We start from the raw sequence: 18,225 nt of genomic DNA on the forward strand, positions 1-18,225 counted from the left end.
GGGAACGAACGGTACCTTCCGGATCAGCGGGCGCGCGACGGCGTGGCGGCCGGCTTGCCCGTCGCCGGAGTCGCGGCCGGCTTACCCGTCGCGGGGGTGGCGGCCGGACCCTTGCCCGGGGTGACGGCCGGCTTGCCCGTCGCCGGAGTCGCGGCCGGCTTGCCCGTCGCCGGGGAGGCGGTCGGCTTGTGACTGGTCTTGGCCGGCTGCGACGGCGCCGGGGTCTCCGCGATCGGCGACGTCGCTCGCGTCGACGCGGTGGGGGCCGGGGTCTCCGCGATCGGCGACGTCGCCGGCTTCGACGGGGCCGGGGTCTCCGCGATCGGCGTCGTCGCCGGCTTGGACGGCGCGGGCGCACTGTCGTCGGCGAAGGCGTTGGCCGACAGACCGGCGATGCCCAGCACGGTCACGGCGCCGACGGTGAGGACCAGGCCACGGGTCGAGATTCGCATCGGATCTCCTGCTCGTTGGGGTGTTGTCGCAGGAGTAGACGCGCGGCTCGCCGGAAGGTTGGCGCTTCGGAAGTGACGCGCGCCACAGATCTAGGCTTCGATGCATGCAGCCGTTCATTCGCGCCTACCGGCCCACCGACCTCGACGCGATCTACGACATCTGCGTGCGTACCGCCGCCTCCGGTGGTGACGCCCGCGGCAGGCACACCTCCGACCGCATGCTCGGCGACGTCTGGGCCGTTCCGTATGTGACACGCGAACCGGAACACGCGCACGTCCTCGACGACGGCGCCGGCGCGGCCGTCGGCTACATCCTGGGAACCGCGGACACCGTGGCGTTCGTGAAGTGGTTCCGGGAGGAGTGGATCCCGGAGAAGGCCGGGACGTTCGCGGCCGACGACCCGCGCGACCGGGAGCTGGCCGCCGTCTTCAACTCGCCGGAGAAGATGGTCCGGCCCGAGTTCGCCGATTACCCGGCTCACCTGCACATCGACGTGCTCCCCGCGTGGCAGGGTCAGGGCCGCGGCCGCGCGCTGATGGCGGCCTTCCTGGCCGGGCTGCGCGCCGCCGGGGTGGAGCGCGTGCACCTGGGCATGGCCGCCGAGAACACCGGCGCCTACGCCTTCTACCGCAAACTGGGCTTCCACGACATCGCGGTGCCGAACCCGGGCGCCCGCTTCGTGGGCCGCGACACCGGCCCGGTGTGACCGGGCCGCAACACCAGCCCAGTGCGACCGGGCCGCAACACCAGCCCAGTATCACCGCGCCGCGACACCAGCCCAGTGTCACCGGGCCGCAACACCAGCCCGGTGTGACCGGCTGACGATCGGCTGACCGGCCGCCCCGCCCGGCCGGTCAGCTGTCGATCATTCGCCGCGTCGCTGACGGACCTTGGCGAGCGCCTCGGCGAGGATCGCCGCAGCGTCCTCCTCGGAGCGCCGCTCCTTCACATACGCCAGATGCGACTTGTACGGCTCGGTCCGCGCGCGGCCCGGCGGGTTGGACGGGTCGAGGCCGGCCGGCTGCCCACAGCGCGGACAGTCCCAGGTCTCGGGGTTAGCAGCCTCGGCCGCGAACCAGATGATGCTGTCGTGACCGGCCGCGCAGTAGTAGGTCACCTGCCTGCGCGGTGCGGGTTCGCTGCGCTCGTCGGGTCGCATCGGGCTGGATCCGATACGGCTGCCGCGAATAGCGCTGCCACTGGACACGGACGTCACTCCTGTCTCGAGGGGCTTCTCCAAAGGAGCCGTCCGGTCCCGGGGATCTCGCGAGGGGCAGCGCGAACCGGACAGCGGGAACAAAAAACCGCACGGCCGGAGAAACCGGCCGCGCGGCAGATTGTACGACTACGAGGCGCCGTCAGGCGATCTGGACTTTCAGCCAGAAGCCGAGCCCGACGATGCAGGCGAACCAGATGATTCCCACCAGAACGGTGTAACGGTCCAGGTTTTTCTCCGCGACCGAGGAGCCGGCCAGGCTGGAGGTAACGCCGCCACCGAACATGCTCGACATGCCGCCACCCTTGCCACGGTGCAGCAGGATCAGCAGGGTCAGCAGAATGCTGGTGATGATCAGCAACACGATCAACGTGTAAGCGAACGCGATCGGCATCGTCGGGTTCATTCCTCTCGAAGGGCAACAGCCGTCCCACAATAGCGGGTGCCCGGCCGCAAGATACGACCGGGCACGCGCCAATTACTGTCAGCGTGCGACGTGCTCCGGGAAACGCACGATGGAGGCGAACTCCTCGGCGTCCAGGCTGGCGCCGCCGACCAGGGCGCCGTCCACGTCGGGCTTGGCCATGATCTGCGCGATGTTGCCCGACTTGACCGATCCGCCGTACTGGATGCGGACCACGTCGGCCACCTCGGCGCCGAACTTCTCCAGCAGCCGGGCCCGGATCGCGCCACAGACCTCCTGGGCGTCCTCCGGCGTCGCGGTCTTGCCGGTGCCGATCGCCCAGACCGGCTCGTACGCGATGACGATCTGCTTGAGCTGCTCGGTCTTGAGCCCCTCGAGACCGGCGTCCACCTGGGCGAGCACGTGCTCGACCTGGTTGCCGGCCTCACGGATCTCCAGGCCCTCGCCGACGCAGAAGATCGGCACGAGACCGGCCGCGAACGCCGCCTTGTTCTTGGCGTTGATCAGCTCGTCGGACTCGTTGTGGTACTCGCGGCGCTCGGAGTGCCCGACCACCACGTAGGTGGCGCCGAGCTTCGCCAGGAAGGCCCCGGCGATCTCACCCGTGTACGCCCCGCCGTTGTGCTGCGAGATGTCCTGAGCGCCGTAGACGATCGCCAGCTTGTCGCCCTCGATCGCGGTCTGCACGGTGCGCAGGTCGGTGAACGGGGGCAGCACCACGGTCTCGACCGCGGCCAGCTGCTCGGCGGTCAGGCTGGCGGCCAGTTTCTGCACCAGGAGATTGGCCTCGTAGTGGTTGAGGTTGCTCTTCCAGTTGCCGGCGATGATCGGCTTGCGGGTCACGTCACCCATCACTTCTCCAGAGCGGCGACGCCCGGCAGCGTCTTGCCTTCGAGGTACTCCAGGGACGCGCCCCCACCGGTGGAGATGTGGCCGAACGCCGACTCGTCGAGGCCGAGCGTGCGCACCGCGGCCGCGGAGTCGCCACCGCCGACGACCGAGAAGCCGTCGATCTTGGTGATCGCCTCGGCCACGCCACGGGTGCCCGCGGCGAACGGCGCCAGCTCGAACACGCCCATCGGCCCGTTCCAGAAGACGGTCTTCGCACCGGCGATCGCCGACGCGAACAGCTCCGTGGACTTCGGGCCGATGTCGAGGCCCAGCCGGTCGGCCGGGATGCCCGAGGCGTCGACGACGTCGTGAGCGGCGTCGGCCGAGAACTCGGCGGCGGCCACCACGTCGACGGGCAGGACGATCCGGCCCTGCGCCTGCTCCAGCAGGTCGGCGCAGACCGCGACCATCTCGTCCTCGAGCAGCGACTTGCCGACCTCGTGGCCCTGGGCCTTGAGGAAGGTGAAGCACATGCCGCCACCGACGAGCAGCTTGTCCACCTTGGGCAGCAGCGCCTGGATGACGGCGAGCTTGTCGGAGACCTTCGAGCCGCCGAGCACGACGACGTAGGGCTGCTCCGGGCTCTCCGACACCTTCTTGAGGACCTCGACCTCCTTGAGGACGAGACCACCGGCGTAGTGCGGCAGGCGGGCCGGCACGTCGAACACCGAGGCGTGCTTGCGGTGCACCGCGCCGAACGCGTCGTCGACGTAGAAGTCGGCGAACGCGGCCAGCTGGTCCGCGAAGGCGCCACGCTCGGCGTCGTCCTTCGAGGTCTCGCCGGCGTTGAAGCGCAGGTTCTCCAGCAGGAGGACCTGGCCGTCGGCGAGCGCCTCGACCTTGGCCCGGGCGTCGTCGCCGACGGTGTCGGAAGCGAAGACCACCGACGAGCCGAGCAGCTCGCCGAGACGGGTCGCCACCGGGGCCAGAGTGAACTTGGGGTCCGGCGCGCCCTTCGGGCGGCCCAGGTGGGACGCCACGATCACGCGGGCGCCCGCGTCACGCAGGGCGATCAGCGTCGGCAGGACCGCGCGGGCGCGGCCGTCGTCGCTGATGACGCCCGGGTTGGCTTTGTCGAACGGGACGTTCAGGTCGGCGCGCACGAACACGCGCCGACCCGAGACACCCTCGCCGAGCAGGTCGTCGAGAGTCTTCATGGTGAAGATCAGGCCCCGACGAGCTTGACCAGGTCGACGAGACGGTTCGAGTAGCCCCACTCGTTGTCGTACCAGCCGACGACCTTGACCTGGTTGCCGCCGATGACCTTGGTGAGGCCGGCGTCGAAGATGCAGGAGGCCGGGTCGGTGACGATGTCGGCCGACACGATCGCGTCCTCGGTGTAGACCAGGATGCCCTTGAGCGGGCCCTCGGCGGCGGCCTTGATCGCGGCGTTGACCTCCTCGACCGTGGTGTCACGGGCGGCGGTGAAGGTCAGGTCGGTGGCCGAGCCGGTGGGGATCGGCACCCGCAGCGCGAAGCCGTCCAGCTTGCCCTTGAGCTCCGGCAGCACCAGGCTGACGGCCTTGGCGGCGCCGGTCGAGGTGGGGACGATGTTCAGCGCGGCGGCGCGGGCGCGACGGAGGTCGCTGTGCGGGCCGTCCTGGAGGTTCTGGTCCTGGGTGTAGGCGTGGATCGTGGTCATCAGACCCTTTTCGATCCCGATCGTGTCGTTCAGGACCTTCGCCATCGGGGCGAGGCAGTTGGTGGTGCACGACGCGTTCGAGATGACGGTGTGCTTGGCGGCGTCGTACAGGCCGTCGTTCACACCCATCACGATCGTGATGTCCTCGTTCTTGGCCGGAGCCGAGATGATGACCTTCTTGGCGCCCTTGTCCACGTGGGCCTTGGCCTTGGTGGCGTCGGTGAAGAAGCCGGTCGACTCGATGACGACGTCGGCGCCCAGGTCGCCCCAGGGCAGGTTGTTCGGGTCGCGCTCGGCGAACGCCTTGAACGACTTGCCACCGACGCTGATCTCGTCGGCGGACGCCTTCACCTCGTGGCCCAGGCGGCCCAGGATGCTGTCGTACTTCAGCAGGTGAGCCAGCGTGGCGTTGTCGGTCAGGTCGTTCACGCCGACGATCTCGATGTCGGCGCCGGAGGCGAGAACCGCCCGGAAGAAGTTACGACCGATACGGCCGAAGCCGTTGATGCCAACCCGGATGGTCACAGGTGGTCTCCTCGTTTCGGTCCGCCGGATTCTGCGACCGGCGGAGGGGTCTGCATGCCGACCGTTAGGGACGGCCGACACAAGGCGTCCGGCCGCCGCGCCCAGAATTGCGATGACGGGGGGCTCGACCGGACTGCCGGCACCGTCGCCGTCACCCGTGACACTATCCGAGGCCGTACGCCCACGAAGCGGCGGGGCGCGACCTGAACGTTACCTAAAGGATCACGGCGGCGTTACCGGTTGACGTCTTCAGCCTCGTCCCCCTGGCCCCGGCCGATAAGGACCAAAGGTCCCTCGATCGGGGTGACCGGCATCACTTGTCAGCAGGCCATCATCTCCGGGGTCACGGCGGCCTCGGTGTCCGGGATCCCGAGATCACGGGCCCGCTTGTCGGCCAGCGCCAGCAGCCGCCGGATCCGGCCGGCGATCGCGTCCTTGGTCAGCGGCGGGTCGGCCAGGGCGCCCAGCTCCTCCAGCGAGGCCTGACGATGCTCCAGGCGCAGGCGGCCGGCCGACGTCAGATGGTTCGGCGCGTCCTCGGAGAGGATCTCCAGCGCGCGGGTGACCCGGGCCGCGGCCGCGACCGCCGCGCGGGCCGAGCGCCGCAGGTTCGCGTCGTCGAAGTTGGCCAGCCGGTTCGCGGTGGCGCGCACCTCACGGCGTACCCTCCGCTCCTCCCAGGCCAGGACGCTGGAATGCGCGCCGACCCGGGTGAGCAGCGCGGCGATCGCGTCGCCGTCCTTGATCACCACCCGGTCGACGCCGCGCACCTCGCGGTCCTTCGCGGTGATGCCGATCCGCCGCGCCGCGCCGCGCAGCGCCAGCGCCGCCTCCGGCCCCGGGCAGGTGATCTCCAGGGCGCTGGAGCGGCCCGGCTCGGTGAGCGAGCCGTGCGCCATGAAGGCGCCCCGCCACGCCGCCACCGAGCAGCACACGTTGCCGCTCACCACGTGCTGGGGCAGGCCCCGGACCGGACGGCCGCGCACGTCGAGCAGGCCGGTCTGGCGGGCCAGCACCTCGCCGTCCTTGACGATCCGGACGATGTAGTGGCTGCCCTTGCGCAGGCCGCCGGAGGCCAGCACGTGCACCTCGCTGGGGTAGCCGTAGACGTCGGCGATCTCCCGCCGCAGCCGCCGGGCCACCGCGCCGGTGTCCAGCTCGGCCTCGACGACCACCCGGCCGGAGACGATGTGCAGCCCTCCGGCGAAACGCAGCAGCGCCGCCATCTCCGCCCGGCGGCAACAGGGCTTGGGCACGTCGACCCGGCTCAGCTCGTCCTTGACCGCTGCCGTCATCGCCATCGTGTTGTCACCTCATGCGCCGGATCTTGAACGGTGTGTGTCCGCACTACGTCTGTAATCAACGAGTGGCGCCCAATACTGGCACCAGGGCCGCGCCCAATGACTCAGGATCATGCCGTGGGCTCCCGTCCGCAACGGCCACGGGCACCAGAACGAGATCCGCGCCCAGATCGTGAGCGGCCGCCCGGACCGGCTCGGGCTCGCCCACCCACTTCGCGTCGGCGAGAACCGTGTCGACCCGGAGCTGTGGAAGGTACCAGTGGAGCGCCGCCAGATGATCAGCGGTGGACAGCCCCGCCGTCTCCCGGTCCGGGCTCAGGTTGAGGGTGACCAGCCGGCGCGCCGGGCTCGCCACGATCGCCGCGGCCAGCGCGGGGACCAGCAGGTGCGGGAGGACGCTCGTATACCAGCTGCCGGGCCCGAAGATCAGCCAGTCGGCGGCACGGACCGCGTCGATCACCTCGGGGCACACCGGCGGGTCCCGGGGCACCAGCCGCAGCGACGTCACCCGGCCGTCGGCGACCGCCACCGAGTGCTGGCCGGCGATGGTCACGTGGCTGCCGTCGGCCGCCACCACGTCGGCCTCGATGCCGACCGCGTGCCGGGCCATCGGCAGCACCCGGCCGCGCGCGCCGACCATCTCGGCGGCGTGGTCCAGCGCGGCCACCGGGTCGCCGAGCATCTCGATCAGCCCGAGCAGCAGCAGGTTGCCGACCGCGTGCCCGGCCAGGGTGTCCTCGCTGCGGTCGGCGCGCCGCTCGATCCGGGGGCCACGGCCCTCGGCGGGCGTCGGCACCGCCATCGACATGGCGGCGAACCGGTGCTGCATGAGGCGTGCGGTGAGCCGGTGGGTGGGATGGTCGTCGGCCAGCGCCGCGAGCGCCTGCCGCAGGTCGCCCGGGGGCAGCAGCGCGTCCCGCTCGACCCGCAGCCGGCCGCTGGATCCGCCGTCGTCACCGACCGTGACGATCGCGGTGATCTCCAGGTCGAGGTCGCGCGCGCTGTGCCGCAGGGCGCGCAGCGACGCGCCCAGCCCGTGTCCGCCGCCGAAGGCGACCACCCGGATCGCCGTCACTCGCGCCCCAGGTCACGGTGCGAGGTGTGCGCGGACAGGCGCATGCCGGACAGCCGCGAGGTGAGCTCCTCCGCGATCGCCACGCTGCGGTGCTTGCCGCCGGTGCAGCCGATCGCCACGGTCAGATAGCGCTTGCCCTCCCGCTCGAACCCGGGAGCGGTGGCGGCGATCAGGCCGGCGTAGGTGGCGACGAAGTCGGTGGCGCCCTCCTGGCCGAGGACATAGCTGCTCACGCCCTCCTCCAGGCCGGTGTGCTCGCGCAGCTCCGGCACCCAGAACGGGTTGGGCAGGAACCGCGCGTCCAGCACGTAGTCGGCGTCGGGCGGCAGGCCGTACTTGAAGCCGAAGGAGAGCACGGTGATCCGCAGACGGCGCGAATCCTCCCCGCCGAACAGCTCCTCGACCCGGCGGCGCAGCTGATTCACGTTCAGGTGACTGGTGTCGATGATCACATCGGACTGCTCACGGGCCTCCGCGAGGAGTTTGCGCTCGGCGGCGATGCCGTCGGCCAGCCGCCCGTCGCCCTGCAGCGGGTGCGAGCGCCGCACCGACTCGAAACGCCGGATCAGCACCTCGTCGTCGGCGTCCACGAACACCACGCGCGGCGAGAAGCCACGCTCCTTCAGCGCGCGCACCGCGCCGGCCAGGTCGGTGGAGAAGGCCCGGCTGCGCACATCGAGCACCATGGCCGTACGCCGAGCGGCGCCCCCGGCCGCGAAGGCCAGCTCGGCCATCTCCAGCATCAGGGCCTGGGGCAGGTTGTCCACCACGTAGAAGCCGACATTTTCCAGCGCCCGCGCCACCGTGCTGCGGCCACCGCCGGACAGACCGGTCACCACCACCAGATCGGTCCCCGCCTCGTCGGGCTCCAGCACCTCGTCGGGCCCGAGATCCGGCATCGCTTCGGTCACCACGCCTCCTGCGTCATCACGCCCGCGCTGATTCGGCGGACACAACATGGTAGGCCGCCGGGAGGTCAGCGCCCCGCAGTCTTCCCCGTCTCGGGTGAACGCAGCGCGGCCAGCACGGATTCCGCCGTCTTCAGCCCGATGCCGGGAACCGCGGCGATCTCCTCCGGTGTCGCGGCGGCCACCCGTTTCAGCGACCCGAAATGACGCAGCAGGGCCTTGCGGCGGACCTCGCCCAGACCGGCCACCTCGTCCAGCGCGGACTCGGTCATCCGCTTGGACCGGCGCTGCCGGTGGAAGGTGATGGCGAACCGGTGAGCCTCGTCACGCACCCGCTGCAGCAGGTAGAGCGCCTCCGAGGTGCGCGGCAGGATGACCGGGAAGTCGTCGGCCGGCAGCCACACTTCCTCCAGCCGCTTGGCCAGGCCGCACAGCGCCACATCGGTGACGCCCATCTCGGCCAGGACCGCGGCCACCGCGTTCACCTGGGGCTGGCCACCGTCGACCACGATCAGCTGCGGAGGGTACGCGAAACGCCGCGCCTTGCCGGTCAGCGGATCGATGCCGGGCAGCTCCCCCGGAGTCTCGGCCCCGGGCTCCGCCTCCGCCCCGCTCTCCGCCCCGCTCTCGTCCGGCCGTGACAGGGCCTTGAACCGGGCGAACCGCCGCCGCATCACCTCGCTCATCGCGGACAGGTCGTCCATGCCGCTGCCGTCCGGGTTGCCGCGGACGATGAAACGCCGATACTCGCTCTTGCGCTCCAGCCCGTCCTCGAAGACCACCATCGAGGCGACCACGTCGGTGCCCTGGATCTGCGACACGTCGAAGCACTCGATGCGCAGCGGCACACCCTCCATGCCGAGCGCCTCGGCGATCTCCTCGAGTGCCTTGTTACGGGTCGTGAGGTCACCGGCCCGGCGCAGCTTGTGCCGCTGGAGCACCTCGGCCGCGTTGCGCGCCACCGTCTCCATCAGCGATTTCTTGTCGCCACGCTGCGGGACGCGCAGGCTGACCCGGCTGCCGCGGTGCTCGGAGAGCCAGTCGGCGAGCGCCTCGGTGTCGTCGGGCAGGGCCGGGACCAGCAGCTCGCGGGGCACGTCGTTCTCGCCGTGCTCCTCGCCATACATCTGTGTGCAGAAGTGGTGGACCAGGTCGCCGGTGGTCAGGTCCTCCACCTTCTCCACCACCCAGCCGCGCTGGCCGCGGACCCGGCCGCCGCGCACGTGGAACACCTGGACGGCGGCCTCCAGCGGGTCCTCCGCGAAGGCCACGATGTCGGCGTCGGTGCCGTCGCCGAGCACGACGGTCTGCTTCTCCAGAGCGCGGCGCAGGGCCATCAGGTCGTCCCGCAGCCGCGCCGCGCGCTCGAACTCCAGCTCCTCGGAGGCCTGCAGCATCTCCCGCTCGACCCGCTTGAGGAACAGGTCGGTGCGGCCGGCCATGAAGTCGCAGAAGTCGTCGACGATCGCCCGGTGCTCGTCGGCGCTGACCCGGCCGACACACGGGGCCGAGCACTTGCCGATGTCGCCGAGCAGGCAGGGCCGGCCGATCTGGTGGGCCCGCTTGAAGACGCCGGCCGAGCACGTGCGGGCGGGGAAGACCCGCAGCAGCAGGTCGAGGGTCTCGCGGATCGCCCAGGCGTGCGAATACGGGCCGAAATAGCGGACGCCCTTGCGCTTGGCGCCGCGCATCACCTGCAGGCGGGGGAACTCCTCGTCGAGGGTGACGGCGAGGAACGGATACGACTTGTCATCGCGATACTTCACGTTGAAGCGCGGGTCGAACTCCTTGATCCAGGAGAACTCCAGCTGCAGCGCCTCGACCTCGGTGCCGACGGTGACCCAGTCGACACTGGCGGCGGTGGTGACCATCTGCTGGGTGCGCGCGTGCAGCGACCAGACGTCGGCGAAATACGAATTGAGCCGGTTACGCAGGCTTTTCGCCTTGCCGACATAGATCACCCGGCCGGCCGGGTCACGGAAGCGGTAGACGCCCGGGGCATCGGGGATGGTACCGGGAGCCGGACGATAGGTGGACGGGTCTGGCACATCCCCCACACTAGTTGGTGGGACTGACAGAATTGCCCGGCCGGAGGCCCGGTGCCGCCGCCACGGCCCGGGCCTGCGGTTGGTCAGGCGGTGACGATGTCGTCGCCCTCGAGCTTGACCTCGGTCGCGGCGAGCGGCGTCTTGGCCGGCCCCGAGGTGGGCGCGCCGTCCTCGATGGAGAACTGGCTGTTGTGGCACTTGCAGATGATCGAGCCGTCCTTGATCTCGGTCACCTTGCACTGCTGGTGGGTGCAGACGTTGCTGAACGCCTTGAAGGTGCCCTCGGCGGGCTGCGTGACCACCAGGTCGTCGAGGATCACACCGTTGCCCACGGCCACCTTCGACGCGGCGACCAGGACCGTGCCGCCGGCCGCGCCGTTGCCCGTGCCGGTGCCGCCGGTCGTGGTGCCCTCGCTGCCCGCCGGGACCGGGTTGTTGTTGAAGTCGGTGCCGTTCGGGTTGGTGCCGCTGGAGTCCGTGCCGCAGGCCGCCAGCGCCGCGGCCACGCCGATGCCGCCGGCGCCCATCAGAACGACGCGTCGTGTCGAGGCGGTGCCCGTACGGTCCTGCTGGATCTCGGCGTCGGTCCTCGGCTGCACGTCAGTCATTTGTCGCCCTCCACTACCTGTCTTCTGCCGCCAATGTCACGCGGAGTCGCCCCGGAATACGGATCGGGGTCCACGATCAGTTCAACGTGCCAAGCGGAGATTCTCCCGCTTCCTCCGCGTTCGGCCGACCCTTTTGCCGGAGTGAGCCGAACGGCGGGGCACCCGGCGACCTTAGAAGATCAACCGGGTGCCCTTGCTGAGAGTCGTCTAAGAACTTTCTAAATCAGGCGCTCGCCTTCGCCCGGGACCGGGTGGCCCGGGGCCGCGAGGTGGTGGCGCCGTTCGCCTTCGCGGCCCGCCCGACCGCGTCCTTCGCCCCGCCCGGCTCGCCGGAGAGGCCGAGCATGTGCCGCAGGAACTGCCCGGTGTGGCTCTCCGCCACCTCGGCCAGCTCCTCGGGCCGCCCGGCCGCCAGCACCAGGCCGCCCTTGCTGCCGCCCTCCGGGCCCATGTCGATCAGCCAGTCCGCCGACTTGATCACGTCGAGGTTGTGCTCGATGGTGATCACCGTGTTGCCCTTGTCGACCAGGCCGTTGAGCACCAGCAGCAGCTTGCGGATGTCCTCGAAGTGCAGGCCGGTGGTCGGCTCGTCGAGGACGTAGACGGTCCGCCCGGTGGAGCGTTTCTGCAGCTCGGAGGCGAGCTTCACACGCTGCGCCTCACCGCCGGACAGGGTCGTGGCGGGCTGGCCCAGCCGCACGTAACCCAGGCCGACCTCGACCAGGGTGCGCAGGTGCCGGTGGATCGACGGCAGGGCCGAGAAGAACTCGGCGGCCTCCTCGATCGGCATGTTCAGGATCTCCGAGATGGTCTTGCCCTTGTAGTGCACCTCCAGGGTCTCCCGGTTGTACCGGGCGCCCTTGCACACCTCGCACGGGACGTAGACGTCCGGCAGGAAGTTCATCTCGATCTTGATGGTGCCGTCGCCCGAACAGTTCTCGCAGCGGCCGCCCTTGACGTTGAACGAGAACCGGCCCGGACCGTACCCCCGGACCTTGGCCTCGGTCGTCTCGGCGAACAGCTTGCGGATGTGGTCGAAGACACCGGTGTAGGTGGCCGGGTTGGACCGCGGGGTACGCCCGATCGGCGACTGGTCCACCCCGACGACCTTGTCCACGTGCTCCAGCCCGGTCACCCGGGTGTGCCGGCCGGGCACCTGCCGCGCGCCGTTGATCTGGTTCGCCATCACGGTGTGCAGGATGTCGTTGACCAGCGTCGACTTGCCGGAGCCGCTGACCCCGGTGACCGCGATGAACTGGCCCAGCGGGAACGGCACGGTCAGGTTGCGCAGGTTGTGCTCGCGGGCGCCGTGCACCACCACCTCACGGCCGGGGGTCTGCGGGCGGCGGGTGGCCGGCACCGGGATCGACTTGCGGCCGGACAGGTACGCCCCGGTCGGCGACTGCTCGTTGGCCAGCAGCCCCTCGACCGTCCCGCTGTGCACGATGTGACCGCCGTGCTCGCCGGCGCCCGGGCCGATGTCGACGATCCAGTCGGCCGTCCGGATGGTGTCCTCGTCGTGCTCCACCACGATCAGCGTGTTGCCCAGGTTGCGCAGCCGCACCAGGGTCTCGATCAGCCGGTGGTTGTCGCGCTGGTGCAGGCCGATCGACGGCTCGTCCAGCACGTAGAGCACGCCGACCAAGCCGGAGCCGATCTGGGTGGCCAGCCGGATGCGCTGCGCCTCGCCACCGGAGAGGGTGCCGGCGCCCCGGTCCAGCGACAGATAGTCGAGGCCGACGTCGACCAGGAACCGCAGCCGGGCGTTGATCTCCTTGAGCACCCGCTCGGCGATCATCTTCTGCCGATCGTCGAGCTCGATGCCGGCCAGCAGCTCGGCGCACTCGCCGACGGACAGGTTGCAGACCTCGGCGATGTTCTTCCCGGCCACGGTCACGGCCAGCACCTCGGGCTTGAGCCGGGCGCCGCCGCAGACCGAGCAGGGCACGTCGCGCATGTACCCCTCGTACTTCTCGCGCGACCAGTCGCTCTCGGTGTCGTTGTGCCGCCGCTCGATCCACTGCACCACGCCCTCGAAGCCGGTGTAGTAGGACCGCTCCCGCCCGTACTTGTTCCGATACCGCACGTGGACCTGGTCGTCGGCGCCATACAGGATGGTCTTCTGCGCCCGGCTGGGCAGCGCCCGCCACGGCGTGTCCAGGGTGAAGCCCTCGGCGCTCGCCAGCGCCTCCAGCAGGCGCAGGAAATACTCCTGGGTGGTGCCGCCGGCCCACGGCTGGATCGCGCCCTCGCGCAGGCTCTTCTCCTCGTCGGGGACGAGCAGCTCCGGGTCGACCTCCTTCTTCGTCCCGAGGCCGGAGCACTCGGGGCACGCGCCGTACGGCGCGTTGAAGGAGAAGACCCGGGGCTCCAGGTCCTCGATGGCGAGCGGGTGGTCGTTGGGGCAGGCCAGGTGCTCGGAGAAGCGGCGCTCGCGCTCCGGGTCGCCCTCCGGCAGGTCCACGAAGTCGAGCAGGACGATGCCGCCGGCCAGCCCGAGCGCGGCCTCGACCGAGTCGGTGAGGCGCTGTTTCGACGACGCCTTGACGCTGAGCCGGTCGATCACCACCTCGATGGTGTGCTTCTCCTGCTTCTTCAGCTTCGGCGGCTCGGTGAGCGGGTGCACCACCCCGTTGACCCGGGCCCGCGCGTAGCCCTTGGCCTGCAGCTCGGCGAAGAGATCGACATACTCCCCCTTGCGGCCGCGGACCACCGGGGCGAGCACCATGAACCGGGTGCCCTCGTCCATCGCGAGCACCCGGTCGACGATCTGCTGCGGCGTCTGCTTGCTGATCCGCTCCTTGCACACCGGGCAGTGCGGGATGCCGGTCCGGGCGAAGAGGAGACGCAGGTAGTCATACACCTCGGTGATGGTGCCGACGGTCGACCGCGGGTTGCGGTTCGTCGACTTCTGGTCGATCGACACCGCCGGGGACAGGCCCTCGATGAAGTCGACGTCCGGCTTGTCCATCTGGCCGAGGAACTGCCGCGCATACGACGAGAGGGACTCGACGTAGCGCCGCTGCCCCTCGGCGAAGATCGTGTCGAAGGCGAGGCTGGACTTGCCCGACCCGGAGAGACCGGTGAAGACGATCATGGCGTCCCGGGGCAGGTCGAGGTTGACGTCACGCAGGTTGTGCTCGCGAGCGCCACGGATTGTCAGTCGGTCGGCCACGGCCAGCCCTTCGATCGGGATCGCACCCGTACAGGTGTATGAGTCGAGCAGACACTCTAGCTACGGGGTACGACAATTTCCCGCACCGGCCTGCTCACTCCTACGAGTTAACCCTCCAGATCTCGACACCGCCCACCAGCTCCGGCTGACCGAACAGCTCGACCAGCAGGGTTCGCAGCGCCGCGCTGTGCTTCTCGTCCGGCACCAGCACCAGGACAGCGGCCTTCCAGTACGCCATGTCGGCCGCGACCTGCTCCCGGCGCCAAGGAGTGATCTTCGGAACCTCACCCGTACGGCCGACGTTGCGGAACATCCACGACGTGTACCGCTGTGGCGCGGACCACGATCCGGTGTCGTCCTTCGGCGGCTCCTTCGGGCCCATGAAGTAGCCGCGCGGCGTCGCGTAGTCGAGGTTGTTGAGGGTGGCCCAGCGCTGCCCGGTCCGGCCGGTCGTCACCTCCGGCATCGGGACGGTGATCAGGGTGCGGCCCTCCGGCACGTACTGCTTGTAGATGCCCGCGGTGATGAACTCGGGCATCGGCGTGCCCTCGAACACCGGCAGCGGCCGCGGGATCAGCGGCACCAGGGCCAGCACCAGCCCGATCTTGAACCGGCGGCGGGTCTTCTCCGGGGACTCCCGGACCCGGTCGTAGGCGAACGCCAGCAGGATCCCGGCGACCATCGACGGCACCATCGCGAACCGGCTCACACTGACCAGGTCGATCACCGGGACGTGCTTGATCAGCGCGAACGGCAGCGGGACGTCGGTCCGGAACCCGGCGATCTGCATCTTGGGCCCGAGCGACATGACCAGCAGCACCATGCCGGCGATCGCGGTGGCCCGCATCGCCGAGTTACGCCACAGGATCACGATCGACACGATGATCATCACGAGGCCGAACGGGCCCCAGAACGTGTTGTCCTCGGTGGCGCTCACGCTCAGCCGGCGGGTGATCGCGCCGATGCCGAACAGCGAGTTCCGCGCGTACGCCCCGAGCGACGCCACGTCCATGACGTAGGTGGTCGGGTCGAACGGCTGCCCGTGGTAGGTGCCCTTGCCGAAGAACTGGCGCCACAACGGGTAGGCGGCCAGCGCCCCCGAGGTGAGCGCCGCCACCGCGAGCCCGCCGACGAACCGCTTCCACACCCGCTTCGTCTCGGCCCGCTCCATCAGCGCGTAGCTGACCGCGAAGACGCCCAGCGTCAGCGCCGCGAAGAGCAGCGCCTCCTCGTTGATGAAGATCTGCACGACGATCAGCAGGCCGAGGATCACGCCGCTGCGCCACGCCCGGCCGGGCTCCCGCAGCCGCAGCACCTGCCACACGATGAACGGCAGCACGTAGTTGTTGACGAAGTTCACGTGGCCGTTCGCGTGCGACACCATGGCCGGCCCGAAACCGGCGAAGGCGGCGCCGATCGCGGCGGCCACCCGGGTCCGGCCGAGCGGGCGGGAGAGCACCCAATACCACGCCGCCGCGGTGCCGGCCAGGCCGAGCGTCATCAGCAGCACGACCGTCACGCCGCCGCCGAGGAAGTGCGTGATCGGCGCCAGCGGCAGGGCCAGGGCGAGGATGGACGTGTTGGCCATCATGTTCACGCCGAACGGGACGTTGAACCGGTTCTCGTAGAAGAGCGGCCCGCCGTCGAACACCACCCGCTCGGCGTGCGCCAGCATGAACAGGAAGATGCCGTGGTCGGAGTCGTTGCCCTGGAGCACCCGGCCGTTCGGGTCGATCCACAGCTTGATCATCACCAGCACGCCCAGGGCCAGGAACCCCAGCATCAGCCCGGTCTCGGCCCACCGCCACCGGACCCGGGGCTTCTCCGGAGTCTCGGGAGTCGCCTCCTCCGCGTCCCCCGCGACCTCGGCCGCCTGCTTATCGGTCATCTCATCCGCCGCACGCACCGGCCGCATTCTGCCAGAACGCCGCACGTCCCCGATGCCGGTGTCCCAGCGCGGTCGGGACACCGGTGAGAGCCGTACCGGGAACCACGCAGCAGCCCGGCGGCCGCCCGGCCGCCGGGAGCAGGCAGCCACCCGCGCCCGGACAGCCGCGGGACCCCGCGTGGCCGTACCACAAAGGGGTTTACAGGAGACGGGAACTCGGCGGCGCGGGGATGCGGCGGGAACGGGACAGCCTCGCGGATCGGCGGCCGCTCTCCACCTCGACCTCGCGGCGGAGTTTGCGCCAGCTGGCCAGGCGGCGCGGCGGGAGCGAACCGTCGGCGAGAGCGGCCTGCACCGCGCACCCCGGCTCGGTGTCGTGCCGGCAGTCGTCGAAACGGCAGCTGCCGGCCAGGTCGATGACGTCGGCGAAGGCACGCTCCAGGCCGCCTTCGGTGTCCAGCAGGCCCACTCCCCGGATGCCCGGCGTGTCGATCACCGCGCCGCCGTCCGGCAGGACGACCAGATTGCGGTACGCCGTGGTGTGCCGGCCCTTGCCGTCGGCGTCCCGGATCGCCTGCACCGGCATGACGGTGGCGCCGGCCAGCGCGTTCGCCAGCGTCGACTTGCCCGCGCCGGACCGGCCCAGCAGTGCCAGCGTGCGCCCGGGCCCGACGTGCTCGCGCAGCTCGGCGAGGCCGGCGCCGCGCTGGACGCTGACCGGCAGCACCGGCACGCCCGGCGCGAGCGCGGCGACCTGCCGGGCGATCGCGGCCGGATCTCGGGTGGTGTCGGTCTTGGTGAGGACGAGCAGCGGATCGGCGCCGGACTCCCAGGCCAGGGCGAGCAGCCGCTCCACCCGGGCGTCGTCCGGCTCGGGATGGATCGGCTCGACGACGGCGACGGTGTTCATGTTGGCGGCGAGCACCTGGCCCGACGCGTCCTTGTCGGCGGTGCGCCGGATCAGCGTGGTCCGCCGGGGCAGGACCAGCTCCAGAGTGGTACGGCGATCCGGCCACCGCCGCAGCACCACCCAGTCACCCGAACAGGGCATCAGCGCGGGGTCGCGGGCGACATCGATCATGACGGAGCCGCCCAGGGTGGCCCTGGTCACGCCGTCGGTGGTGAGCACGGTGCAGACACCACGGTCGGTCCGCAGGACCCGGCCCGGGGTGGCGTCGGCCCGGTCGAAACGGTGATACAGGGATGCGAAGTGCTCGTCCCAGCCCAGCTGGGACAGGTGGTACGACATGGGAACCCTTTACGGTCTCGAGAGGGCGGAGCCCCCGGGTGAAGGGACGCGGCAAACGGTGTACGGCACGGTCCTCACCTCCTCCGCGGGTTGATCGTCGCGTCTGGCACCGACGGTACGGCCGTGGTCACCGCGCGCGAAAGCGAATTCCGGCGCGCCCGGATAGGGTCGTCGGGTGAGCACTGACTACACCGGTGACGTCGTCCGCGGCGGCGAGCCCGCGGTTCGTGATCTGGGTGGCGGCCTGACCCTGACGAAGGTGTCGGTCGGCCCGATGGACAACAACGCCTACCTGCTCAGCGCCGGTGGCGAGCAACTGCTGATCGACGCGGCCAACGACGCGGGCACCCTGCTCGACCTGATCGGCCCGGCCGGGCTGCGGACCGTGGTGACCACGCACCGGCACGGCGACCACTGGCAGGCGCTGGCCGAGGTGGTGAAGGTCACCGGCGCCGAGTCGCTGGCCCACACCGACGACGCGGGCGAGATCCCGGTGGTGACCCGGTCGCTGTCCGGCGGCGACACCGTCGAGGTCGGCGGGCACGTCCTCGACGTGATCCACATCGTGGGGCACACGCCCGGCTCGATCGTGCTGTCCTACCGGGGCGAGCACCTGTTCACCGGCGACAGCCTCTTCCCCGGCGGGCACGGGCGGACCACCACCCCCGAGGACCACGCCCGGATCATGGACGATCTGGAGTCCAGGGTCTTCGGCCGGTTCGGTGACGGCACGTGGTTCTATCCGGGCCACGGCAAGGACTCGACACTCGGCGCCGAGCGCCCGTCCCTCGCCGAGTGGCGCGCCCGCGGCTGGTGACCCGG

At 70.5% G+C, this 18,225-nt stretch carries 16 protein-coding genes; 2 read left to right on the forward strand and 14 right to left on the reverse strand.

The features are described from left to right. Window positions 1-23: 23 nt before the first annotated feature. Window positions 24-452: a hypothetical protein gene (locus tag BM290_RS48090; RefSeq protein ID WP_177319580.1), complete on the reverse strand. Its 429-nt coding sequence runs from the start codon at window positions 450-452 to the stop codon at window positions 24-26. A gap of 104 nt (window positions 453-556) precedes the next feature. Between BM290_RS48090 and BM290_RS04910 the strand changes: the two genes are divergently transcribed. Next, entirely contained in the window at window positions 557-1,159 is a 603-nt protein-coding gene (locus BM290_RS04910) for a GNAT family N-acetyltransferase (protein ID WP_093610431.1), read from the forward strand. Window positions 1,160-1,318: 159 nt separating this feature from the next. Here BM290_RS04910 and BM290_RS04915 read toward each other — a convergent pair whose 3' ends face one another. The 13 genes from BM290_RS04915 to rsgA form a co-directional block, all read right to left on the reverse strand. Beyond that, complete coding sequence (locus BM290_RS04915) at window positions 1,319-1,660, reverse strand: RNA polymerase-binding protein RbpA (protein ID WP_093611199.1); 342 nt, start codon at window positions 1,658-1,660, stop codon at window positions 1,319-1,321. Window positions 1,661-1,811: 151 nt separating this feature from the next. Beyond that, window positions 1,812-2,063: a preprotein translocase subunit SecG gene (gene secG / locus BM290_RS04920; RefSeq protein WP_043521518.1), complete on the reverse strand. Its 252-nt coding sequence runs from the start codon at window positions 2,061-2,063 to the stop codon at window positions 1,812-1,814. Window positions 2,064-2,153: 90 nt separating this feature from the next. Next, window positions 2,154-2,945: a triose-phosphate isomerase gene (tpiA, locus tag BM290_RS04925; RefSeq protein WP_093610433.1), complete on the reverse strand. Its 792-nt coding sequence runs from the start codon at window positions 2,943-2,945 to the stop codon at window positions 2,154-2,156. After that, a complete protein-coding gene (locus tag BM290_RS04930) occupies window positions 2,945-4,141 on the reverse strand; it encodes a phosphoglycerate kinase (protein WP_093610435.1) in 1,197 nt (398 codons plus the stop codon). Before BM290_RS04930 ends, tpiA begins: the two co-directional genes overlap by 1 nt. Before the next feature lie 8 nt (window positions 4,142-4,149). Next, window positions 4,150-5,151 (reverse strand): type I glyceraldehyde-3-phosphate dehydrogenase, encoded by a 1,002-nt coding sequence (gene gap, locus BM290_RS04935; protein WP_093610437.1) that lies wholly within the window; start codon window positions 5,149-5,151, stop codon window positions 4,150-4,152. A gap of 320 nt (window positions 5,152-5,471) precedes the next feature. Then, window positions 5,472-6,452, reverse strand: a complete 981-nt coding sequence (whiA, locus tag BM290_RS04940) for a DNA-binding protein WhiA (protein WP_093610439.1) — start codon at window positions 6,450-6,452, stop codon at window positions 5,472-5,474. Between the two features lie 58 nt (window positions 6,453-6,510). Then, window positions 6,511-7,527 carry a gluconeogenesis factor YvcK family protein gene (locus tag BM290_RS04945; protein WP_093610441.1) on the reverse strand — a complete coding sequence of 339 codons (1,017 nt, stop codon included), beginning with the start codon at window positions 7,525-7,527 and terminating at the stop codon, window positions 6,511-6,513. Further along, window positions 7,524-8,426, reverse strand: a complete 903-nt coding sequence (rapZ, locus tag BM290_RS04950) for an RNase adapter RapZ (protein WP_093611201.1) — start codon at window positions 8,424-8,426, stop codon at window positions 7,524-7,526. The genes BM290_RS04945 and rapZ overlap by 4 nt, the downstream gene beginning before the upstream one ends. A 77-nt stretch (window positions 8,427-8,503) precedes the next feature. After that, window positions 8,504-10,483 (reverse strand): excinuclease ABC subunit UvrC, encoded by a 1,980-nt coding sequence (gene uvrC / locus BM290_RS04955; protein WP_093610443.1) that lies wholly within the window; start codon window positions 10,481-10,483, stop codon window positions 8,504-8,506. An 83-nt stretch (window positions 10,484-10,566) separates the two neighbouring features. After that, window positions 10,567-11,091 carry a Rieske (2Fe-2S) protein gene (locus BM290_RS04960; protein ID WP_093610445.1) on the reverse strand — a complete coding sequence of 175 codons (525 nt, stop codon included), beginning with the start codon at window positions 11,089-11,091 and terminating at the stop codon, window positions 10,567-10,569. A 223-nt stretch (window positions 11,092-11,314) separates the two neighbouring features. Beyond that, complete coding sequence (uvrA, locus tag BM290_RS04965; RefSeq protein ID WP_093610447.1) at window positions 11,315-14,266, reverse strand: excinuclease ABC subunit UvrA; 2,952 nt, start codon at window positions 14,264-14,266, stop codon at window positions 11,315-11,317. A gap of 100 nt (window positions 14,267-14,366) precedes the next feature. Beyond that, complete coding sequence (locus BM290_RS04970) at window positions 14,367-16,181, reverse strand: glycosyltransferase family 87 protein (protein ID WP_093610449.1); 1,815 nt, start codon at window positions 16,179-16,181, stop codon at window positions 14,367-14,369. A 172-nt stretch (window positions 16,182-16,353) separates the two neighbouring features. Next, window positions 16,354-17,403, reverse strand: a complete 1,050-nt coding sequence (gene rsgA / locus BM290_RS04975) for a ribosome small subunit-dependent GTPase A (protein ID WP_093610451.1) — start codon at window positions 17,401-17,403, stop codon at window positions 16,354-16,356. 175 nt (window positions 17,404-17,578) lie between these two features. Between rsgA and BM290_RS04980 the strand changes: the two genes are divergently transcribed. Beyond that, a complete protein-coding gene (locus tag BM290_RS04980) occupies window positions 17,579-18,220 on the forward strand; it encodes an MBL fold metallo-hydrolase (RefSeq protein WP_239143386.1) in 642 nt (213 codons plus the stop codon). Window positions 18,221-18,225: the final 5 nt, after the last annotated feature.

Origin of the sequence: Actinoplanes philippinensis, from assembly GCF_900113015.1 — a bacterium.
Classification (GTDB): Bacteria; Actinomycetota; Actinomycetes; order Mycobacteriales; family Micromonosporaceae; genus Actinoplanes; species Actinoplanes philippinensis.